Origin of the sequence: Enterobacter sp. K16B (assembly GCF_020216105.1) — a bacterium.
GTDB classification, from domain to species: Bacteria; Pseudomonadota; Gammaproteobacteria; order Enterobacterales; family Enterobacteriaceae; genus Enterobacter; species Enterobacter sichuanensis.
This window is the reverse complement of the sequence record NZ_JAIWJZ010000008.1, coordinates 83,010-100,490: the sequence shown is the minus strand read 5'-3', so window position 1 is coordinate 100,490 and position 17,481 is coordinate 83,010. Positions and strand designations below refer to the sequence as shown.

General features: G+C 52.7%; 20 protein-coding genes. 12 read left to right on the top strand and 8 right to left on the bottom strand.

The genetic code is table 11. The features are described from left to right. The first annotated feature begins 273 nt into the window (after nt 1-273). The 4 genes from ghrA (at nt 274) to LDK53_RS02350 (ending at nt 3,188) form a co-directional block, all read left to right on the top strand. Nucleotides 274-1,212, top strand: a complete 939-nt coding sequence (ghrA, locus tag LDK53_RS02365; protein ID WP_225283931.1) for a glyoxylate/hydroxypyruvate reductase GhrA — start codon at nt 274-276, stop codon at nt 1,210-1,212. 84 nt (nt 1,213-1,296) lie between these two features. Then, nucleotides 1,297-2,034 carry a phosphatase gene (locus LDK53_RS02360; protein ID WP_047958251.1) on the top strand — a complete coding sequence of 246 codons (738 nt, stop codon included), beginning with the start codon at nt 1,297-1,299 and terminating at the stop codon, nt 2,032-2,034. Between the two features lie 20 nt (nt 2,035-2,054). Further along, the gene (locus tag LDK53_RS02355) at nt 2,055-2,609 is read left to right on the top strand and encodes a molecular chaperone (RefSeq protein ID WP_025755860.1); all 555 of its coding nucleotides are present in this window, start codon (nt 2,055-2,057) and stop codon (nt 2,607-2,609) included. 96 nt (nt 2,610-2,705) lie between these two features. Beyond that, nucleotides 2,706-3,188: a DUF1097 domain-containing protein gene (locus tag LDK53_RS02350; RefSeq protein ID WP_225283929.1), complete on the top strand. Its 483-nt coding sequence runs from the start codon at nt 2,706-2,708 to the stop codon at nt 3,186-3,188. Nucleotides 3,189-3,231: 43 nt separating this feature from the next. Here LDK53_RS02350 and csgG read toward each other — a convergent pair whose 3' ends face one another. The 4 genes from csgG to csgD are packed head-to-tail and all read right to left on the bottom strand — an operon-like array spanning nt 3,232 to nt 5,573. Continuing rightward, nucleotides 3,232-4,065, bottom strand: a complete 834-nt coding sequence (gene csgG / locus LDK53_RS02345; RefSeq protein ID WP_025755858.1) for a curli production assembly/transport protein CsgG — start codon at nt 4,063-4,065, stop codon at nt 3,232-3,234. A 26-nt stretch (nt 4,066-4,091) separates the two neighbouring features. Beyond that, a complete protein-coding gene (csgF, locus tag LDK53_RS02340) occupies nt 4,092-4,505 on the bottom strand; it encodes a curli production assembly/transport protein CsgF (protein ID WP_025755857.1) in 414 nt (137 codons plus the stop codon). 23 nt (nt 4,506-4,528) lie between these two features. Further along, on the bottom strand, nt 4,529-4,918 hold the full coding sequence (csgE, locus tag LDK53_RS02335; protein WP_025755856.1) for a curli production assembly/transport protein CsgE: 390 nt from the start codon (nt 4,916-4,918) through the stop codon (nt 4,529-4,531). A gap of 4 nt (nt 4,919-4,922) precedes the next feature. Continuing rightward, the gene (gene csgD / locus LDK53_RS02330; protein WP_045284619.1) at nt 4,923-5,573 is read right to left on the bottom strand and encodes a biofilm master transcriptional regulator CsgD; all 651 of its coding nucleotides are present in this window, start codon (nt 5,571-5,573) and stop codon (nt 4,923-4,925) included. A 764-nt stretch (nt 5,574-6,337) separates the two neighbouring features. On the opposite strand from csgD, the gene csgB reads away from it, so the two are divergent. The 5 genes from csgB (at nt 6,338) to ymdB (ending at nt 8,814) form a co-directional block, all read left to right on the top strand. Then, complete coding sequence (gene csgB / locus LDK53_RS02325; protein ID WP_025755854.1) at nt 6,338-6,793, top strand: curli minor subunit CsgB; 456 nt, start codon at nt 6,338-6,340, stop codon at nt 6,791-6,793. Between the two features lie 41 nt (nt 6,794-6,834). After that, a complete protein-coding gene (gene csgA / locus LDK53_RS02320; RefSeq protein ID WP_025755853.1) occupies nt 6,835-7,290 on the top strand; it encodes a curli major subunit CsgA in 456 nt (151 codons plus the stop codon). A gap of 61 nt (nt 7,291-7,351) precedes the next feature. Next, nucleotides 7,352-7,684: a curli assembly chaperone CsgC gene (gene csgC, locus LDK53_RS02315; protein ID WP_045285017.1), complete on the top strand. Its 333-nt coding sequence runs from the start codon at nt 7,352-7,354 to the stop codon at nt 7,682-7,684. Between the two features lie 160 nt (nt 7,685-7,844). After that, the gene (locus tag LDK53_RS02310) at nt 7,845-8,165 is read left to right on the top strand and encodes a type 1 fimbrial protein (protein WP_025755851.1); all 321 of its coding nucleotides are present in this window, start codon (nt 7,845-7,847) and stop codon (nt 8,163-8,165) included. Nucleotides 8,166-8,271: 106 nt separating this feature from the next. Next, nucleotides 8,272-8,814 carry an O-acetyl-ADP-ribose deacetylase gene (gene ymdB, locus LDK53_RS02305; RefSeq protein ID WP_025755850.1) on the top strand — a complete coding sequence of 181 codons (543 nt, stop codon included), beginning with the start codon at nt 8,272-8,274 and terminating at the stop codon, nt 8,812-8,814. A gap of 34 nt (nt 8,815-8,848) precedes the next feature. On the opposite strand, the gene mdoC is transcribed toward ymdB, so the two are convergent. Next, nucleotides 8,849-9,988 (bottom strand): glucans biosynthesis protein MdoC, encoded by a 1,140-nt coding sequence (gene mdoC, locus LDK53_RS02300; RefSeq protein ID WP_225283927.1) that lies wholly within the window; start codon nt 9,986-9,988, stop codon nt 8,849-8,851. Between the two features lie 253 nt (nt 9,989-10,241). Between mdoC and mdoG the strand changes: the two genes are divergently transcribed. From mdoG to LDK53_RS02285, 3 genes are all read left to right on the top strand, one after another. After that, nucleotides 10,242-11,795: a glucans biosynthesis protein MdoG gene (gene mdoG, locus LDK53_RS02295; protein WP_032672403.1), complete on the top strand. Its 1,554-nt coding sequence runs from the start codon at nt 10,242-10,244 to the stop codon at nt 11,793-11,795. Continuing rightward, on the top strand, nt 11,788-14,316 hold the full coding sequence (gene mdoH, locus LDK53_RS02290; protein ID WP_047958254.1) for a glucans biosynthesis glucosyltransferase MdoH: 2,529 nt from the start codon (nt 11,788-11,790) through the stop codon (nt 14,314-14,316). Before mdoG ends, mdoH begins: the two co-directional genes overlap by 8 nt. Before the next feature lie 84 nt (nt 14,317-14,400). Further along, on the top strand, nt 14,401-14,628 hold the full coding sequence (locus LDK53_RS02285) for a YceK/YidQ family lipoprotein (RefSeq protein WP_024908995.1): 228 nt from the start codon (nt 14,401-14,403) through the stop codon (nt 14,626-14,628). A 6-nt stretch (nt 14,629-14,634) separates the two neighbouring features. Here the strand turns inward: LDK53_RS02285 and LDK53_RS02280 are convergent, their stop codons facing one another. The 3 genes from LDK53_RS02280 to LDK53_RS02270 form a co-directional block, all read right to left on the bottom strand. Continuing rightward, nucleotides 14,635-15,009, bottom strand: coding sequence for a MysB family protein (locus tag LDK53_RS02280; RefSeq protein WP_008500834.1), 375 nt, complete (start codon nt 15,007-15,009; stop codon nt 14,635-14,637). 97 nt (nt 15,010-15,106) lie between these two features. After that, nucleotides 15,107-16,324: a multidrug efflux MFS transporter MdtG gene (gene mdtG, locus LDK53_RS02275; protein ID WP_225283926.1), complete on the bottom strand. Its 1,218-nt coding sequence runs from the start codon at nt 16,322-16,324 to the stop codon at nt 15,107-15,109. 141 nt (nt 16,325-16,465) lie between these two features. After that, complete coding sequence (locus LDK53_RS02270) at nt 16,466-17,392, bottom strand: Kdo(2)-lipid IV(A) acyltransferase (protein WP_225283923.1); 927 nt, start codon at nt 17,390-17,392, stop codon at nt 16,466-16,468. Nucleotides 17,393-17,481: the final 89 nt, after the last annotated feature.

The window sequence follows — 17,481 nt, the reverse complement described above, 5'->3', positions numbered from 1 at the left end:
ACTTTCCAGGCGTGCTCCTTCAGCCACTCGGACACCTCACCATATTGTCATCCCGTTGTTGTCGGGACGGGCGCTAATGTAAGGAAAAGCTGAACTGCCGTCAACTCACTTTTTCAGTAATTTAGCGCGTTTAGACAAACTTCAGGCAACATGATTCTTAAATGTGCTGAAAGCGTCTTTTTTATCAGCAACACCCTTGTGCAATAAATTTGTTATGCTGGCACTCCAGTTAAAAAGCAAAATAAATCAGCGCAATAAAAGGCAGGAATCACTATGGATATACTCTTTTATCACCCTACTTTTGATACGGCTTACTGGATCAAGGCGCTCACGGCGGCGATCCCCGGCGCACGCGTTCGCGAGTGGAGGCGGGGTGATAACGAACATGCAGACTATGCGCTGGTCTGGCATCCGCCGGTAGAAATGCTTCAGGGACGTAACCTGAAGGCCGTTTTTGCCCTGGGTGCCGGGGTGGATTCCATCCTGAGCAAACTGAAGGCGCACCCTGAAATGCTGCCGGACGCCACACCTCTGTTCCGCCTGGAAGATACCGGAATGGGCCAGCAAATGCAGGAATACGCCGTGAGCCAGGTGCTGCACTGGTTCCGCCGCTTTGATGATTATCAGGCGTTTAAACAGCAAGCCCACTGGGAGCCGCTGCCGGAGTATCAGCGCGAGGATTTCACCATCGGCATTCTTGGTGCCGGTGTGCTGGGATCCAGAGTGGCTGAAGCCCTCGCCCCGTGGGGGTTCCCGCTGCGCTGCTGGAGCCGCAGCCGCAAGGATTATCCTGGCGTAGCGAGCTTTGCCGGAACCGATGAGCTCCCGGCTTTCCTGAAAGGCACACGGGTACTCATCAATTTGCTGCCAAACACGGCGGAAACGGCAGGGATCATCAATGAAGCCTTGCTCAACCAGTTAGCCGATGAGAGCTACCTGATGAACCTGGCGCGCGGAGTGCATCTGGTCGAGCCGGATCTGCTGAAGGCGCTGGACAGCGGCAAGTTAAAAGGTGCCATGCTGGATGTCTATAGCCGTGAGCCGCTGCCGAAGGAGAGCCCGCTGTGGGCACATCCGCGTGTGGCGATGACTCCGCACGTGGCGGCCGTGACGCGCCCGGCTGAAGCGGTGGCCTATATATCCCATACCATCAGCGAACTGGAAAAAGGCAACGCGGTCAGCGGCCAGGTCGACAGACAGCGTGGATACTGAGAGAAACCCGGCGTTTGCCGGGTTTTTGCTAATATTCGCTGCTGATAACTGCTATCCTTTGGAAAAACCGCAGAGGAGAGAGAGATGTATCCCGTTGACCTGCATATGCACACCGTCGCCAGTACCCACGCGTATAGCAACCTCCATGATTATATCGCCCAGGCGAAGCTCAAAGGCATCACGCTTTTTGCGATCACCGATCATGGCCCGGATATGGCGGATGCACCGCACTACTGGCATTTTGTGAATATGCGGATCTGGCCACGTCTGGTGGACGGCATCGGAATACTGCGCGGCATTGAGGCAAACATCAAAAACATCGACGGTGAAATCGACTGCACCGGCCCGATGCTAACCTCGCTTGATCTTATCCTTGCTGGTTTCCATGAACCGGTCTTTGCGCCTCAGGATAAAGAGACCAACACCGCGGCGATGATCGCCACCATTGCCAGCGGCAATGTGCATATTATCAGCCACCCGGGCAACCCGAAGTACCCGATTGATATTCAGGCTGTCGCGCAGGCGGCTGCAAAACACCGCGTGGCGCTGGAAATTAACAACTCCTCCTTTGTTCACTCGCGTAAGGGCAGTGAAGCTAATTGTCGCGAAGTGGCGGCCGCCGTCCGTGATGCGGGTGGCATGGTGGCACTGGGTTCAGATTCCCATACCGCGTTCACGCTCGGTGACTTTAGCGAGTGCCTGAAAGTGCTGAATGACGTTGACTTCCCGGAAGCGCAAATCCTGAACGTCACCCCACGCCGCATGCTCGATTTCCTCGAGTCGCGCGGAATGGAGCCGATTGCCGAATTTGCCGATCTTTAATTGTGTAATGGAATAAAAAAATGAATGAGTTTTCCATCCTCTGCCGCGTGCTGGGTACGCTGTATTACCGTCAGCCACAAGACCCGCTGCTGGTTCCGCTCTTTACATTGATTCGTGAAGGGAAACTGGCGCAGAACTGGCCGCTGGAACAGGATGATTTACTGGAGCGTCTGCAAAAAAGCTGCGACATGCAGCAGATTGCGACGGATTACAATGCCCTGTTCGTGGGGGATGAGTGCCGCGTTTCGCCATACCGTTCTGCCTGGCAGGAAGGGGCAACGGAAGCGGAAGTCCGTGCTTTTCTCTCCACGCGTGGGATGCCGCTGACCGATACCCCTGCGGACCATATCGGTACGCTGCTGCTGGCCGCGTCCTGGATCGAGGACAACGCGGGGGATGATGAGAACGAAGCCATCGAAACCTTGTTCGAAACGTACCTGTTGCCGTGGGTCGGGACTTTCCTGGGTAAAGTCGAAGCGCATGCAACCTCGCCATTCTGGAGAGCGCTGGCGCCGTTGACCCGCGACGCCATCGCGGCAATGTGGGATGAGCTGGAAGAAGAGAACGAAGAGTGATGCTCGTCACATAAATTCTGCAACTCTACATTTCAATTTGCACGTAATGTGCGGATGATCGCATTTCCATGGTGCGCTTCTGCTAAGATGCGCGCCATGAACATATTACTTTGTATCGCATTAACGACAGGCATTCTCTCCGGGCTGTGGGGGTGGGTGGCCGTGTCTCTCGGATTGCTCAGCTGGGCCGGGTTCCTCGGCTGTACGGCCTATTTCGCCTGCCCGCAGGGCGGCATAAAAGGGCTCTTTATCTCAGGTTGCACGCTGATGAGCGGTGTTATCTGGGCGTTGGTGATCATGAAAGGCAGCTCGCTGGCGCCGCATCTGGAGCTGCTGGGGTATATCATGACGGGTGTTGTCGCCTTCCTGATGTGCATCCAGGCCAAGCATCTGCTGCTTTCGTTCGTGCCGGGCACCTTTATGGGAGCGTGCGCGACGTTTGCAGGGCAGGGCGACTGGAAGCTGGTGGTCCCTTCGCTGCTGCTGGGCCTGCTGTTTGGCTATGCCATGAAAAACAGCGGACTTTGGCTGGCATCGAGGCGGGAAAAAGCGCAAAACGTCGCGACGGTGAGTGAATAAAAAAAGGCGAGATAATCATCTCGCCTTTTTTATACGCTTCCTGTCAGGATTCCGGAGGCACTGACATATCGCGGTATTTCACCAGTATCGGGTTCTGGACGTCCGCTTTATTTTGCAGATCCCACAATCCGCGATCGATACCGTCGTTGATTAAGAAGATCACGCCGGTTTCAATGGCTGACATCAGGCACATCATGACCGGTTCGTTAGAGGTGTAGCCAATTTCACCCTCCAGCAAACGCTGGTAATCGATGAAGCGGAACACCCCTGCCTGCACTTCATAGGACAGGATGGTTTTGCTGGTGTTCACCGAAGAGAGCACTTCACCCGTACTGACGTTGACCACACGCAGGTTAACGGCGATTTGGTCGAGCTGATACTGGGTATCCGCGCCGATACCGAAGTAACGCGCACCCGCACCACCCGATTTAACGTTACTTTCGTAACCAATAATCGATCCTTCAATCATTACGTTCGCCGCCGCCAGCGATTGCAGAGGCATACGGTTATTGTCCGCGACGGTGCCATTCTCCTGGGCGGCACGGATAATTTTGCGTTCATTTAACAGGTTCTGTAGCCCCTGGCGTTCCAGAGGAATAAACCAGTGTGAATCCTTGAGCGCGGTTACCAGCATCGCGGTGGCGCTTTGCGGCACAGCCGTGGAGAAGTTACTTGCCGGGTAAGGCTTAAATTGCCCGGTTTCATCCTGAATATTATATACGGAAACAAATATTTTCCCCGTCGGAGAAGGTAAATGCGTTAAATCACGATAACTCTGGGCCCGAGGCATTAAAGTGGGTTTTGCAGCTTCTTTAGGGGGAGCAGTTAAACAACCGCTCAATAAGCACACTGCAACAAATATCAGGAAGCGCTGCATGATCGTTGTCCTTATTTAGCTGTTGTTTAGAAGTCAGTTGAATTAGTTTGTAGACCGGAAACCTGAATGGTTGAGGTTTTACCGGTTTTACGATCGGTCACGTTCAACTGGAGCTGTCCGTCCCTGTTCGCGATGTCGACAATAAAGTCGTTGGTCACCATTCGGCCGGGTTTGCCGGTATTGATGTTGGTCAGCAACCCGCCCAAAATCTGCGACTGGATAGCCTGCGTGAAGTTGTCCAGTGCGGACGGGGTATCCACGCCAAGATCCTTAAAGCTGGGATCTTTATAAGAGTTTTGCGCCTGAGCTTCATTCAACATGAACGCGCCGTTGTTAGGGTTACCCCCAAAGTTAGGGTTCCGGAACTGGAATGTCATGTTCCCGGCCCAGCTTAAGGGTGTTATTAGCATTATCGAAACAACTGCATATGCAATACGCATGACAGCCTCCGCATATCGGTTCGCTAGAACTCGTCTTTTGCTAAATCGCGGGTGCTTAATAGGGCTTTATCTATTTGCAGGCGATTAATAGCGTCTTCTGATTGGGCCAGCGCTAAGGCGACGTTTTTATCGAAGTCTATTTTCGTGGGGAATAAAAACGTTTGATAGATAACGGTCTGGTTCGCCGTTATTGTTATCCAACTTCCCCATCGTGCACTGGGCCGCTCGTTGATTGTTATATTTCCGGTGTAGGTACTGTCCCATTTATCACTGAAGGCGCGATAAAAATTGTGCCCGACAGAGGAAACAGTGTGGTCTGTTAACAATCCGGGAACTTCGACCTCGACGGCCTGTAGGTTCCCTGCAGCGAGGAGAAAGCCCGCTGCGGCAATCCAACTCACGGTGCGTTTCATGTGATTAACGCCTGAGGTTATCGTTTGCCCACGAAACAGCCTGAGTTCGGTTTTTAACAGCTATCTTCTTGAAAAGATTATAAAGGTGCGTCTTTACTGTATTTTCGCTGATAAATAACGAACGGGCGATTTCAATATTTGAAGCACCAATGCGTAATTTGTTCAGGATCTCTTTCTCACGGTGTGTGAGCAGTGCGGACTCTGAGCTGTTATAGCGATAATTGCCGGAATGCGTGATGAGATAGCTGGCAAGTTTTTGCGAAAAATAACATTCTCCGCGCAAAATACCCTGCAAGCCCTCTACCACCCGATCTTCTTCTTCAGTAACGTAGAACACGCCATTGATATGCGGCCAGCTTTCAATATCTCTGAAAGGATATTCATCAGGCGTATTCAACAATAGCACGCGGATATTGTTGTTTTTCCTGCTTAAAACATCCTGCCAGTAATGGATGAGCTTTTTATCAGCTTCCATCATATCAAACAGAATAATGCTGCCAGGGGCAATATCATCAAAAGAACGTTGAATATTATGCAATTTCCCGTTCAGTGATAACGATTGCTTTAAATGTTGTAATAACGCTGTCGCTTGCAAAGAAGGTTTTGTGATCAACAGTAATGTATGACCATGTAAACTATGGACTTCATTAAACATGATGAAACCCCGCTTTTTTTTGGCACCTGGCAGCTGTCCTCCTGATTAAAAGAGGACTCCAGAAGTACTGACAGATGTTGCACTGCTGTGTGTAGAATCAAACCATAACCTCCAAAGGGAGGTAAATATAAAACCAATTTCGTACATCTAATTTCAATCTAGCTTTTACGAAGTTTAAAGCAAGTGTTAAACGTGTAACAGAATGTAAAAATAAATATTAATTTGTTAAATTAGGATGTGTGAAATGATTCAATTTGATACAAAAGTTGTACATGTCAATATGGCTGCACAGATTTTAAAAATCATACAAATATTCTTATCTCATTGAATTTAGTCGTTATCTTTTATTTTTTGAATGCTGAGTTCAGGTATGAGTGACGGGATATTTCTAATCCTTTAAATGAATGACTTTCCGACTTAAGAAAACACGTGTCGTGTCACGCACTATGACAAAATGTTCTTTTGCCGTTGCGTTTAAACAATGCGGGGGGCAGTGTGGAGAGCCTTCCTGCCGTTGTTCAATCGCCTCTGTGAAGGGAGTGAATAAAAAAATAAGCTGGCCTGTTTAAAGTGTTTTTTGCCGGAAATTACAACTTTGTGGTGATCTGATAAATAAAAATAAGTCGCGCGGGTGAGATATTTAAAATGTTTCAGCAGACATACTCTTCACCGTAACGACGCGTTAACACAAAACGAGTCGCTTTAACAAATATCCATGTTACATGGTTATGAAATGATTTAATAACCAGGTCCAGGGTGACAACATGAAAAACACATCGTTATTTATGATGTTTACATTACTGGGTGCGCCTGGATTTGTAACCGCAGCAAATTCAGATTTAGCCAGGGCTGAATATAACTTTGCGGTTAATGAATTAAGCCTTTCATCATTAAATCAGGCAGCCATTATTGGTCAGCGGGGCGTATCAAATGACGCTCAGGTTCGCCAGGACGGTTCAAAATTACTGTCCATTGTTTCCCAGGAAGGGGGAGGTAACAGGGCGCGGGTTGATCAATCAGGGACTTATAATTTTGCGTATATCGCTCAGAGCGGCTTCGCGAATGATGCTGATATTACGCAAGACGGATATGGTAATAGTGCGAAAATTATCCAGAAAGGGTCGGGTAATAGAGCAAGCATCACGCAGTACGGTACACAGAAAACCGCAGTTGTAGTGCAAAAACAGTCGCAAATGGCCATTCGCGTTATTCAACGTTAGTTATTCGCGGCGACTTAAATCAATCCGATGGGGGTTTTACCATGAAATTTATCAAAGTGGCAGCTCTTGCAGCAATCGTAGTTTCTGGTAGTGCTATGGCTGGTCTTATTGATCAAGGTGGCTGGGGTCACGGACACGGTCATGGTCACGGTGGTTATGGCCCAAATTCAACCCTGAATATTTACCAGAGCGGTGGCGGTAACTCAGCGGTCGCCTTGCAGACTAATGCCAGAAATTCAACTCTGTCTATTAGCCAGAGTGGTGGCGGTAATGGCGCGGATGTTGGACAAGGCTCTGACGACAGCACCATTTCCCTGACCCAGAATGGTTTTGCCAACAGCGCAACGCTTGATCAGTGGAACAGTCACGACTCAACAATGAATGTTAGCCAGTACGGTGGATTTAACGGCGCGCTTGTTGATCAGACTGCCTCTAATTCTACCGTCAATGTTACCCAGATTGGTTTAGGTAACCACGCATCAGCTTATCAGTATTAATACTGAAATCTGTGCTACAAAAAAACAGGGCGTGCGCCCTGTTTTTTTTCGGGAGTTCATCATGAATACCTTAATTCTTCTTGCCGCGCTTTCCAGCCAGATAACCTTTAAAACGTCTTTGCAGGACAATATGACCACCATTATTCCGCAGGTGATGCTGACGGAGTCGTGTGACTGTCAGGTTCAGATTATCGCCGTACGGGAAGGGCAGGGGGGCCAAAGTACTTCCCGGCAGCAAAATACACTTTTTATACCCGCTAATCAGACGATTGATTTAACGCGGTTGAGTTTAAATATTAACGCAGGAGACACGGTCAACATTGTGGTCACCGTTTCTGATGGTAAATCGATTCATCTATCGCAGCAGTGGTCTCCCGCGGGGAGCGCGCTTTAATTATTTATAAAATCAATGCGTTGTGAATGTGGCGGGGCTGTGCCGTTGAGCTATGCTGATATCAGGAACCTGGCCGTTATGTTCCGTAACGTGAAACTTCGTTTGCCCTAACGAAGCGCGTTTGCCCCTCAAGGACGATTTTCATTGAGGAGTATTTATAATGCACAACGCTTTCGCTCAACTCGCGACAGGTCTGGGCCTGATCGTCTCTGCTTTTAGTCTTCCGGCTTATTCGACCACTATTGTTGATGGCGGTGTCATTCATTTTCGCGGGGCCATTGTGGCAGACCCCTGTGAAGTTACAGCGCAGCAGCGTCAATTTGCCATGTCATGTCCGGATAATAACCGGATGCAAACCCGGATGGTCAGCTATGAAGAGGCGCTTAATGGCAAGGTGGCCGATTCGAATCTGGCGACGCTCCATATGAAATACCTTAACCCTGAAAAAACGCTCGCCGTTGTTGAAATCCAGTATCGCTAATGCCTGCTATTTCGCCTTACCGCGAAAGAGGATTTTTTCTGATAGTTTTTTCTCCCGGACGCCTCTGCGATACACTTAAGAAAAAGGCGGGTTGCAGAGGGGCTTTATGAAACCGCAAATAGACGTTATTCATGGCGATATCACGACAATGCATGTCGATGTCATCGTCAATGCGGCCAATCCCTCCCTGATGGGGGGAGGCGGTGTGGACGGGGCTATCCACCGGGCTGCCGGACCGCAGTTACTGGAAGCCTGTAAAATCGTGCGGCAGCAGCAGGGTGAATGTCCTCCCGGCCATGCGGTCATCACCCTCGCGGGCAATCTGCCTGCCAGAGCGGTGATTCACGCTGTTGGACCTGTCTGGCACGGTGGTGACCAGCACGAAGCGAGTATTCTGGAAGAGGCTTACCGAAACTGTCTGCGGCTGGCCGCCGACAACGGCTATAAAACAATGGCGTTCCCGGCCATCAGTACCGGTGTGTATGGCTATCCGAAAGCTGCCGCTGCGACTATCGCCGTCGAAACCGTTTATCGCTATCTGTCGCTTAAGCCGATGCCTGAGAAAGTTTTCTTTGTCTGTTTCGATGAAGAAACCACGCACCTGTATCAACGGTTGCTGACCCAGCGCGGGCAGGAACTGGACACCTGAAACACACGCGGCGCACTCAGTGCGCCGCGTGTGTTTATGCCGCTTTCGTCTGCGGTTTTCCGGAAAAGAGGAAACGCAGGAGCGGGATCCGCAGGTGGATTTCGTAGAGCACAATCGCAATCCCCACCACAAAGACCAGCCCGGTAAAGAAGCCCAGCGTGTTAGATGCGATATGCGGTGTGATATAAGCCCCGAAGAACAGCGTTAAGGGGTGATGCACCAGATAGATAAACAGTGACGCGTTGACAAAGTAGGTTACGCGGCTGGACTTGAAGTTCAGCAAACGGTGTCCCAGCGCGAAAACCACGTTTACCATCCACAGGCCCAGCAGCATAGTGATGACGCTCTCCGTCTCATACATCCAGGCGTCGCCGCTACCGTAGCGCTGGTTCAGCAGATAGGCCACGAACGCCAGGGCGGACCCCAGCGCACACCACGGTGATGGGGTGGTAAACAGCGATTTAAGTTTTGGATGAATAAAGGCCAGCGCGCCGATTAAAAAGAACGGTATGTAGAACAGCGATTGCATCACCACAAAATTAAATAACCCGTCACTCAGAATCGGCGGATAGACGATAAACAGGGTACGTCTTACCGCGGCATAGGCGATCCCCAACAGCAAAAAGAGCACGGACAGTTTGCCCATGGTCAGGTTGGCGAAAAAGGTGTCGGCTTTATGACTCAAATGATGGCGCAGGCGGCTGAAAATCACCAGACTGACCGTTGTGAGTACCACCAGGACCAGCAGGAACCACAGGTGAGAGACCAGCTCCCAGACCAGCGTATTGTACTTTTCATACAGTGACAGATTCGGCCAGTTCTCCGCCTTGCCTTTGACGTATTGCAACATGATGAACTGCGGCAGCGTCAGCAGCGGGATGGCGGTCAGCATGGGTATCCCCACGCGCTCCACGCGCACTTTCCACCAGCGCTTGAGCGGATATCGCAGAAACAGCATGTAAGAGAAATAGCCGGAAATGACAAAAAACACCTGCATACGGAAGGCGTGAATAAAGTCATTAAACAGCGTCAGCCACCAGGAGGGCATCGGGCTATTAACATGCCAGGTGTGGCTGGAGTAAATCAGTGAAATGTGAAAAGGGATCCCCAATAGCATCAGCCATGCCCGGATCGAGTCGAGGAAATATTCACGTTCTGTAGGTGTTGTGCTCATATAACGTTGTGCATTCTCAGACTTTTCGTCTTATCCCTAAGACTCATAATGGTTACATTCGAAGCCAACCCTACACCAAGACCGACACCCTGTCTCCAGGATAAGCACGCAAAGTGAATAGAGGGTTCTTTCATTGCTTAATCCATGAGCCAGCAGCTGAACAAAGCAGTGATAATGTTGTCGGATTGCCTGAGTTTCCATTAAAATGGATCGGATCGATATAAGCACACAAAGGGGGAAGTGCTTACTTATTATGAAACATAAACCACAGATGATGAAAATGCGTTGGTTAGGTGCTGCAGTGGTGTTATCACTGTATACCTCATCGGCACTGGCCTTTAACATCGACGATGTCGCAAAACAGGCAAAATCGATGGCAGGCAAGAGCTACGAAGCGCCGAAAAGTAACTTGCCCTCCGTTTTCCGCGACATGAAGTATGCGGACTATCAGCAGATCCAGTTCAATCACGACAAAGCGTACTGGAGCAATATTAAAACCCCGTTCAAGCTTGAATTTTATCATCAGGGTATGTACTTCGACACGCCTGTTGCCATCAATGAAGTGACGGCGACAGCGGTACGTAAGATCAAATACAGCCCGGATTACTTCAATTTTGGCAATGTGCAACACGACAAAGATACGGTGAAAGACCTGGGCTTCGCAGGCTTCAAGGTGCTTTACCCGATCAACAGCAAAGATAAAAACGACGAAATCGTCAGCATGCTTGGCGCCAGCTATTTCCGCGTGATTGGCGCGGGGCAGGTGTACGGGCTTTCTGCGCGTGGCCTGGCCATTGATACCGCGCTGCCATCAGGTGAAGAATTCCCGCGTTTCCGTGAGTTCTGGATTGAACGTCCAAAACCAACGGACAAACGTCTGACCATTTATGCGCTGCTGGATTCCCCACGTGCAACCGGTGCTTATCGCTTTGTGATTATGCCGGGCCGTGACACGGTAGTTGACGTTCAGTCTAAAGTTTACCTGCGCGATAAAGTGGGCAAACTGGGCGTTGCGCCGCTGACCAGTATGTTCCTGTTTGGACCGAATCAGCCGTCGCCGGCAACCAACTTCCGCCCGGAACTGCACGACTCCAACGGTCTGTCTATTCATGCCGGTAACGGTGAGTGGATTTGGCGTCCGCTGAACAACCCGAAACATCTGGCCGTGAGCAGCTACGCGATGGAAAACCCGCAAGGTTTTGGCCTGCTGCAGCGTGGTCGTCAGTTCTCCCGCTTTGAAGATTTGGACGATCGCTACGATCAGCGTCCAAGCGCCTGGGTCACGCCAAACGGTGACTGGGGTAAAGGTAAGGTTGAGCTGGTTGAGATTCCAACCAACGACGAAACCAACGATAACATCGTGGCTTACTGGACGCCGGATCAACTGCCGGAAGCCGGTAAAGAGATGAACTTCAAGTACACCATCACCTTCAGCCGCGACGAAGATAAGCTGCATGCGCCGGATAACGCGTATGTGATGCAGACTCGCCGTTCAACGGGTGATGTGAAGCAGTCTAATCTTATCCGCCAACCTGACGGTACCGTGGCTTTCGTCGTGGACTTCACAGGCCAGGATATGAAGAAACTGTCGCCGGATACCGCCGTTGCCGCTCAGGCCAGCATCGGTGATAACGGTGAAATCGTTGAGAACACCGTGCGTTACAACCCGGTAACGAAAGGCTGGCGTCTGACCCTGCGCGTGAAAGTGAAAGATCCGAAACAGACCACTGAAATGCGTGCTGCGCTGGTCAGTAACGATCAGCCGCTGAGTGAAACCTGGAGCTATCAGCTACCTGCCAATGAATAATACATCTGAATATATTGATGCCATGCCGCTGACGGATATTGAGAAAGCGGCACTGCCTGAGAGCAACATTCGCGCGGTTCACGCCGCGCTGGATGGTGAACATCGTCAGTTTTCCCGTGATGATGATACGCCGCTGGGGTCAGTAAAGGCGCGTCTGGAGCAGGCATGGCCAGACTCGCTGGCAGAAGGGCAGTTGATTAAAGACGACGAAGGACGCGATCAGCTTCAGGCAATGCCGAAGGCGACCCGTTCCTCGATGTTCCCTGATCCCTGGCGCACCAACCCGGTTGGCCGCTTCTGGGATCGCCTGCGCGGGCGTGATGTCACGCCGCGCTATCTGTCACGCCTGACGAAAGAAGAGCAGGCGTCCGAACAGAAATGGCGTACAGTGGGGACTATCCGTCGCTATATCCTGCTGCTGCTGACGCTGGCACAGACGGTCGTCGCGACCTGGTATATGAAAACCATCCTGCCTTACCAGGGCTGGGCGTTTATCAACCCGACGGACATGATGGGCCAGGATCTCTGGGTCTCCTTCATGCAGCTGCTGCCGTACATCCTGCAGAGCGGCATCCTCCTGCTGTTCGCCGTCCTCTTCTGCTGGGTCTCGGCCGGTTTCTGGACCGCGCTGATGGGCTTCCTGCAGCTGCTGATGGGGCGTGACAAATACAGCATTTCGGCGTCAACGGTCGGGGATGAACCCCTCAATCCTGAGCACCGTACTGCGCTGATTATGCCTATCTGTAACGAAGACGTTGACCGCGTGTTTGCGGGCCTGCGTGCTACCTGGGAGTCCGTAAAGGCGACCGGCAACGCGGAGCATTTCGACGTTTACATCCTGAGCGACAGCTACAACCCGGATATCTGCGTGGCAGAACAAAAAGCGTGGATGGAACTGATTGCGGAAGTGCAGGGCGAAGGTCAAATCTTCTACCGTCGTCGCCGTCGTCGTGTGAAGCGTAAAAGCGGCAACATCGATGACTTCTGCCGCCGCTGGGGTAACCAGTACAGCTACATGGTGGTGCTGGATGCGGACTCTGTCATGAGCGGCGACTGCCTGAGCGGGCTGGTGCGTCTGATGGAAGCCAACCCGAACGCGGGTATCATTCAGTCTTCGCCAAAAGCCTCCGGTATGGACACGCTGTATGCGCGCTGTCAGCAGTTTGCGACGCGTGTTTACGGGCCGTTGTTCACGGCGGGTCTGCACTTCTGGCAGCTGGGTGAATCCCACTACTGGGGTCACAACGCCATTATCCGCGTGAAGCCGTTCATCGAACACTGTGCGCTGGCGCCGTTGCCGGGTGAGGGGTCGTTTGCCGGCTCTATTCTGTCGCACGACTTCGTGGAAGCGGCGCTGATGCGTCGTGCTGGCTGGGGCGTCTGGATTGCCTACGACCTGCCGGGATCCTACGAAGAGCTGCCGCCGAACCTGCTGGACGAGCTCAAGCGTGACCGCCGCTGGTGTCATGGTAACCTGATGAACTTCCGTCTGTTCCTGGTTAAAGGGATGCACCCGGTTCACCGTGCGGTGTTCCTGACGGGCGTGATGTCTTATCTCTCGGCACCGCTGTGGTTCATGTTCCTTGCGCTGTCGACTGCGCTGCAGGTCGTTCATGCCCTGACGGAGCCGCAATACTTCCTGCAACCGCGCCAGCTGTTCCCGGTGTGGCCGCAGTGGCGTCCGGAGCTGGCGATTGCGCTGTTTGCCTCCACCATGGTGCTGCTGTTCCTGCCTAAGCTGCTCAGTATCATTCTGATCTGGTGCAAAGGCTCGAAAGAGTACGGCGGTTTCTTCCGCGTGACCCTTTCATTGCTGCTGGAAGTGCTGTTCTCCGTGCTGCTGGCACCGGTGCGTATGCTGTTCCACACCGTGTTTGTGGTCAGCGCGTTCCTGGGCTGGGAAGTGGTCTGGAATTCACCGCAGCGTGATGACGACTCCACGCCGTGGAGTGAAGCCTTTATGCGTCACGGCTCTCAGCTGCTGCTGGGGCTGGTATGGGCGGCCGGGATGGCGTGGCTGGATCTGCGCTTCCTGTTCTGGCTGGCGCCGATCGTCTTCTCGCTGATCCTGTCGCCGTTTGTGTCCGTCATCTCCAGCCGTGCAACGGTGGGGCTGCGTACTAAACGCTGGAAACTGTTCCTGATCCCGGAAGAGTATTCCCCGCCGCAGGTGCTGGTGGATACCGACACCTATCTGGAGCAGAACCGCAACCGCTCGCTGGATGACGGCTTCATGCACGCTGTGTTTAACCCGTCATTCAACGCCCTGGCCACGGCAATGGCGACCGCGCGTCACCGCGCCAGCCAGGTGCTGGAGATTGCCCGCGATCGTCACGTTGAGCAAGCGCTGAACGAGACCCCGGAAAAACTCAACCGCGACCGTCGTCTGGTGCTGTTGAGCGACCCGGTCACGATGGCGCGTCTTCACTATCGGGTGTGGTCTGCTCCGGAGAGATACTCTTCGTGGGTAAACTACTATAAAGAACTGAAACTGAATCCGCTGGCGTTGAAGGCGAAGTAAGTTGTTAACCAGGGCGGGTAAGCGAAGCGTCGCCCGCCAGATAAAATACCGGCTTAATCGCCGGTATTTTTTTAGAGGTTACCCATGAGAATCATTATCGTCGTCATGATGGCATGCCTGCTTAGTGGCTGCGGCAGTATCATCAGCCGCACCATCCCAGGGCAAGGTCACGGCAATCAGTATTACCCGGGCGTGAAATGGGATCTTCGTGATTCCGCATGGCGCTACCTCACTGTGCTCGATCTGCCGTTTTCGCTGATTTTCGACACGCTGTTGCTGCCGATCGATGCCAGCCACGGCCCTTATGAGTAGCGTAAATTAACGCTCGTCCCATTCGTCAGCCGCGGTTTGTCCTTCTTCCGTATCCAGCGGCGGTTCGAGCTGAAATTCGCCCTCATCCCATTCATGCAGGGTGTTTTCTTCCAGCCATTCCTGCCGTAACTCGATTTCATCGTAGTCGCCATCAAAGACGGCCTGCGCACCTTCACCGCTCAGGACCGGCAAACATTCCCCTTCTTCACCTTCATCGGCAAAAAATTCGGCCTGCCACATAATATCCCCATCCTGCAGAACGTATTTTTGGATATTAAGTTGTTGCACGTCAGCATCTTCTTCCTCAACGCCGGGATTGTCGGCGAGGAACTCTTCGCGAGCGGCATCAATAGCTTCTTCCAGCGTGGCGTACATAGTCATTGGTGTCTCCCTGTTTTCCTGAAGGTTTAAGGGAAAGAATAGCTGAATATCAGATTCTGCAAGTATGAATGCAAAAATAAGCTGTCAGGCGTTCGTCTTATTCCGTTGCGGGCCGTAACGCACGGGATAAACTGAACCATGAGTAGATCGCATTAAACAGCACCACGCCTGCCGTGACGATAAAGACGGCGCGAAAACCGAAGCTGGCGGAGATCCCTGCCCCGAGAAGCGGTCCGGTGACGTTGCCGATGTCGCGGAAGGACTGGTTATAGCTGAATATCCGCCCGGCAATCTGGTTTGTGGAGTTGTAGACCAGCAGAGTCTGGACGGCGGGCAGCAACGCCCCGTCGGCGGCACCCAGCAAAAAGCGCAGTACGCCCAGCTGCCAGGGGGATTGCACCAACGACATGGGGATAAGCAGCAACACGGAAATCACCAGCGCACAGATCAGGATTTTCTCCGGACCAACGCGGTCCCCGAGTTTCCCTAACCGCGGGGCGCTAAGCAGCGCCGCCACGCCGGGCACTGAGGCAATCAGTCCACTGATAAAGGCGATGTTACTGACGTTACCCGCGAGATCGCGGACATACAGCGTCAGAATAGGGGCAATTGAACCGGTTGCCACCTGAATAATCAGAGTCGTCACGAACAGGCTCAGCACCAGTCTGGGGTTTTTAAGCGAGGCCAGCACGTCTCTGGCGTGAAGCATCTCTTTTTTGGCGACGGGTGTGAAATTTTCACGGATACAGAGCAGGGTGACAACAAAGCACAGGAACAGCACGCTGGCGGTGATAAAGAACACCGGTCGCAGGCCGTAGCTATCGGCCAGTAACCCACCGGCCAGAGGCCCCAGCAGGGCACCACTCACGCCGCCAGTGGAGAGCGTTCCCAGCGCCCAGCCGCTCTTATGGCGAGGAATTTGCGTGGCGATGAGAGCATTCGCGTTAGGAATAAATCCGCCCAGCAAACCCAGCAATGCGCGCAGGATCAGGAACTGCCAGACGTTTTGCGCCACGCCCATCAGCGCCATGATCATCGCCATACCCAGCGCTGAACGGAGCAGCATAATTTTACGGCCCTTGCGGTCGGCAAGGCCGCCCCAAAAGGGCGAGGCAATCGCGGAAAAGAGGAACGTGATGCTGAACACCAGGCCAGACCACATATTCAGCGCACTGTGACCCGTCACGCCCAACTGTTCGACGTAGAGCGGGAGGAAAGGCATGACCAGGCTAAACGCCGCGCCAGTGAGAAAACAGCCAAGCCACGCAACCGCGAGGTTACGCTTCCAGTTTATGGGGGCATCTGAGGGTGACATAACAATCCGCATAGTGAGGTGCAGAGCACCTGAGGCATAAAGTAATAAGCCTGCTAATTATGCGCCTGAGTTATGATTGCCGCAATGAAGGTGAGCTTTTAAAGCTAAAACAGCAGGCGGCCCTGAGAGCCGCATGATGAATCAATAGCGGGACGGTGTCCCTTTTGGCCGCGTTTTAAAGCGGCGGTGCAGCCACATATACTGCTCTGGCGCGAGCAGGATGCACTTCTCGACAATGCCGTTCATCCAGCGGGCGGTTGTCTCGGCGTCATCCAGCGGCGGCGCAAGTTCCGGCTCCAGCATAATCAGCTCGTAGCCTGAACCATCCGGCTTACGGCGGGGAACAAAGGGCACGATGGCGGCTTTGGACATGCGCGCCAGCATCCATGTGCCGGTCGTTGTGGCGGCCTCGTCAACGGCGAAGAAGGGAACAAATACGCTGGATTGCGGACCATAGTCGTGGTCGGGGGCATACCAGACCACTTCACCGGATTTCAGCGCGCGGATCATGCCCTTCAGATCCTTACGGTCGATCATGCTTTTATTGGAGCGCATGCGCCCGTTGGTCTGGATTAAATCAATGACCGGGTTATCGTTAGGGCGATAAACGCCACTGCCGGGTGCCTGCATGCCAAACATCCGCGCGCCGATCTCCAGCGTCAAAAAATGGACACCGATCAGCAGAACGCCCGTCTGGCTGGACTGAAGCGTATGCACAGGCTCCATGCCGGTTCCCGTCACTTCGCTCCAGCGAGCCATGCGTTTATCCGGCCAGAACCACGCCATACCGGTTTCCATCAGCCCCATCCCGACGGATTCGAAATTCTTCGTGACCAGCTGGTGACGCTCTGCTTCACTCATCTGCGGGAAGCACAGCTCAAGGTTGCGGTACGCAATCCTGGCGCGGCGCTTCATCACCTTTTGTGCGAGACGGCCCAGAGCGTTACCCAACCGGAAAATAACAGGGTAGGGAAGCTGTACCAGTAGCCATAAAAAGCCGATGCCAAGCCAGGTCAACCAATAGCGGGGATGCAAAAGGGCGGCAGTAAATTTTGGTAACTGGGTCATGTCTTTCCTGTGTTTAAACGTCCTGTTCCGCTAGTGTCTCACTTTTTGAGACGTAGCCAAAATATCTGCTTTCGAAACGTGCACGAATA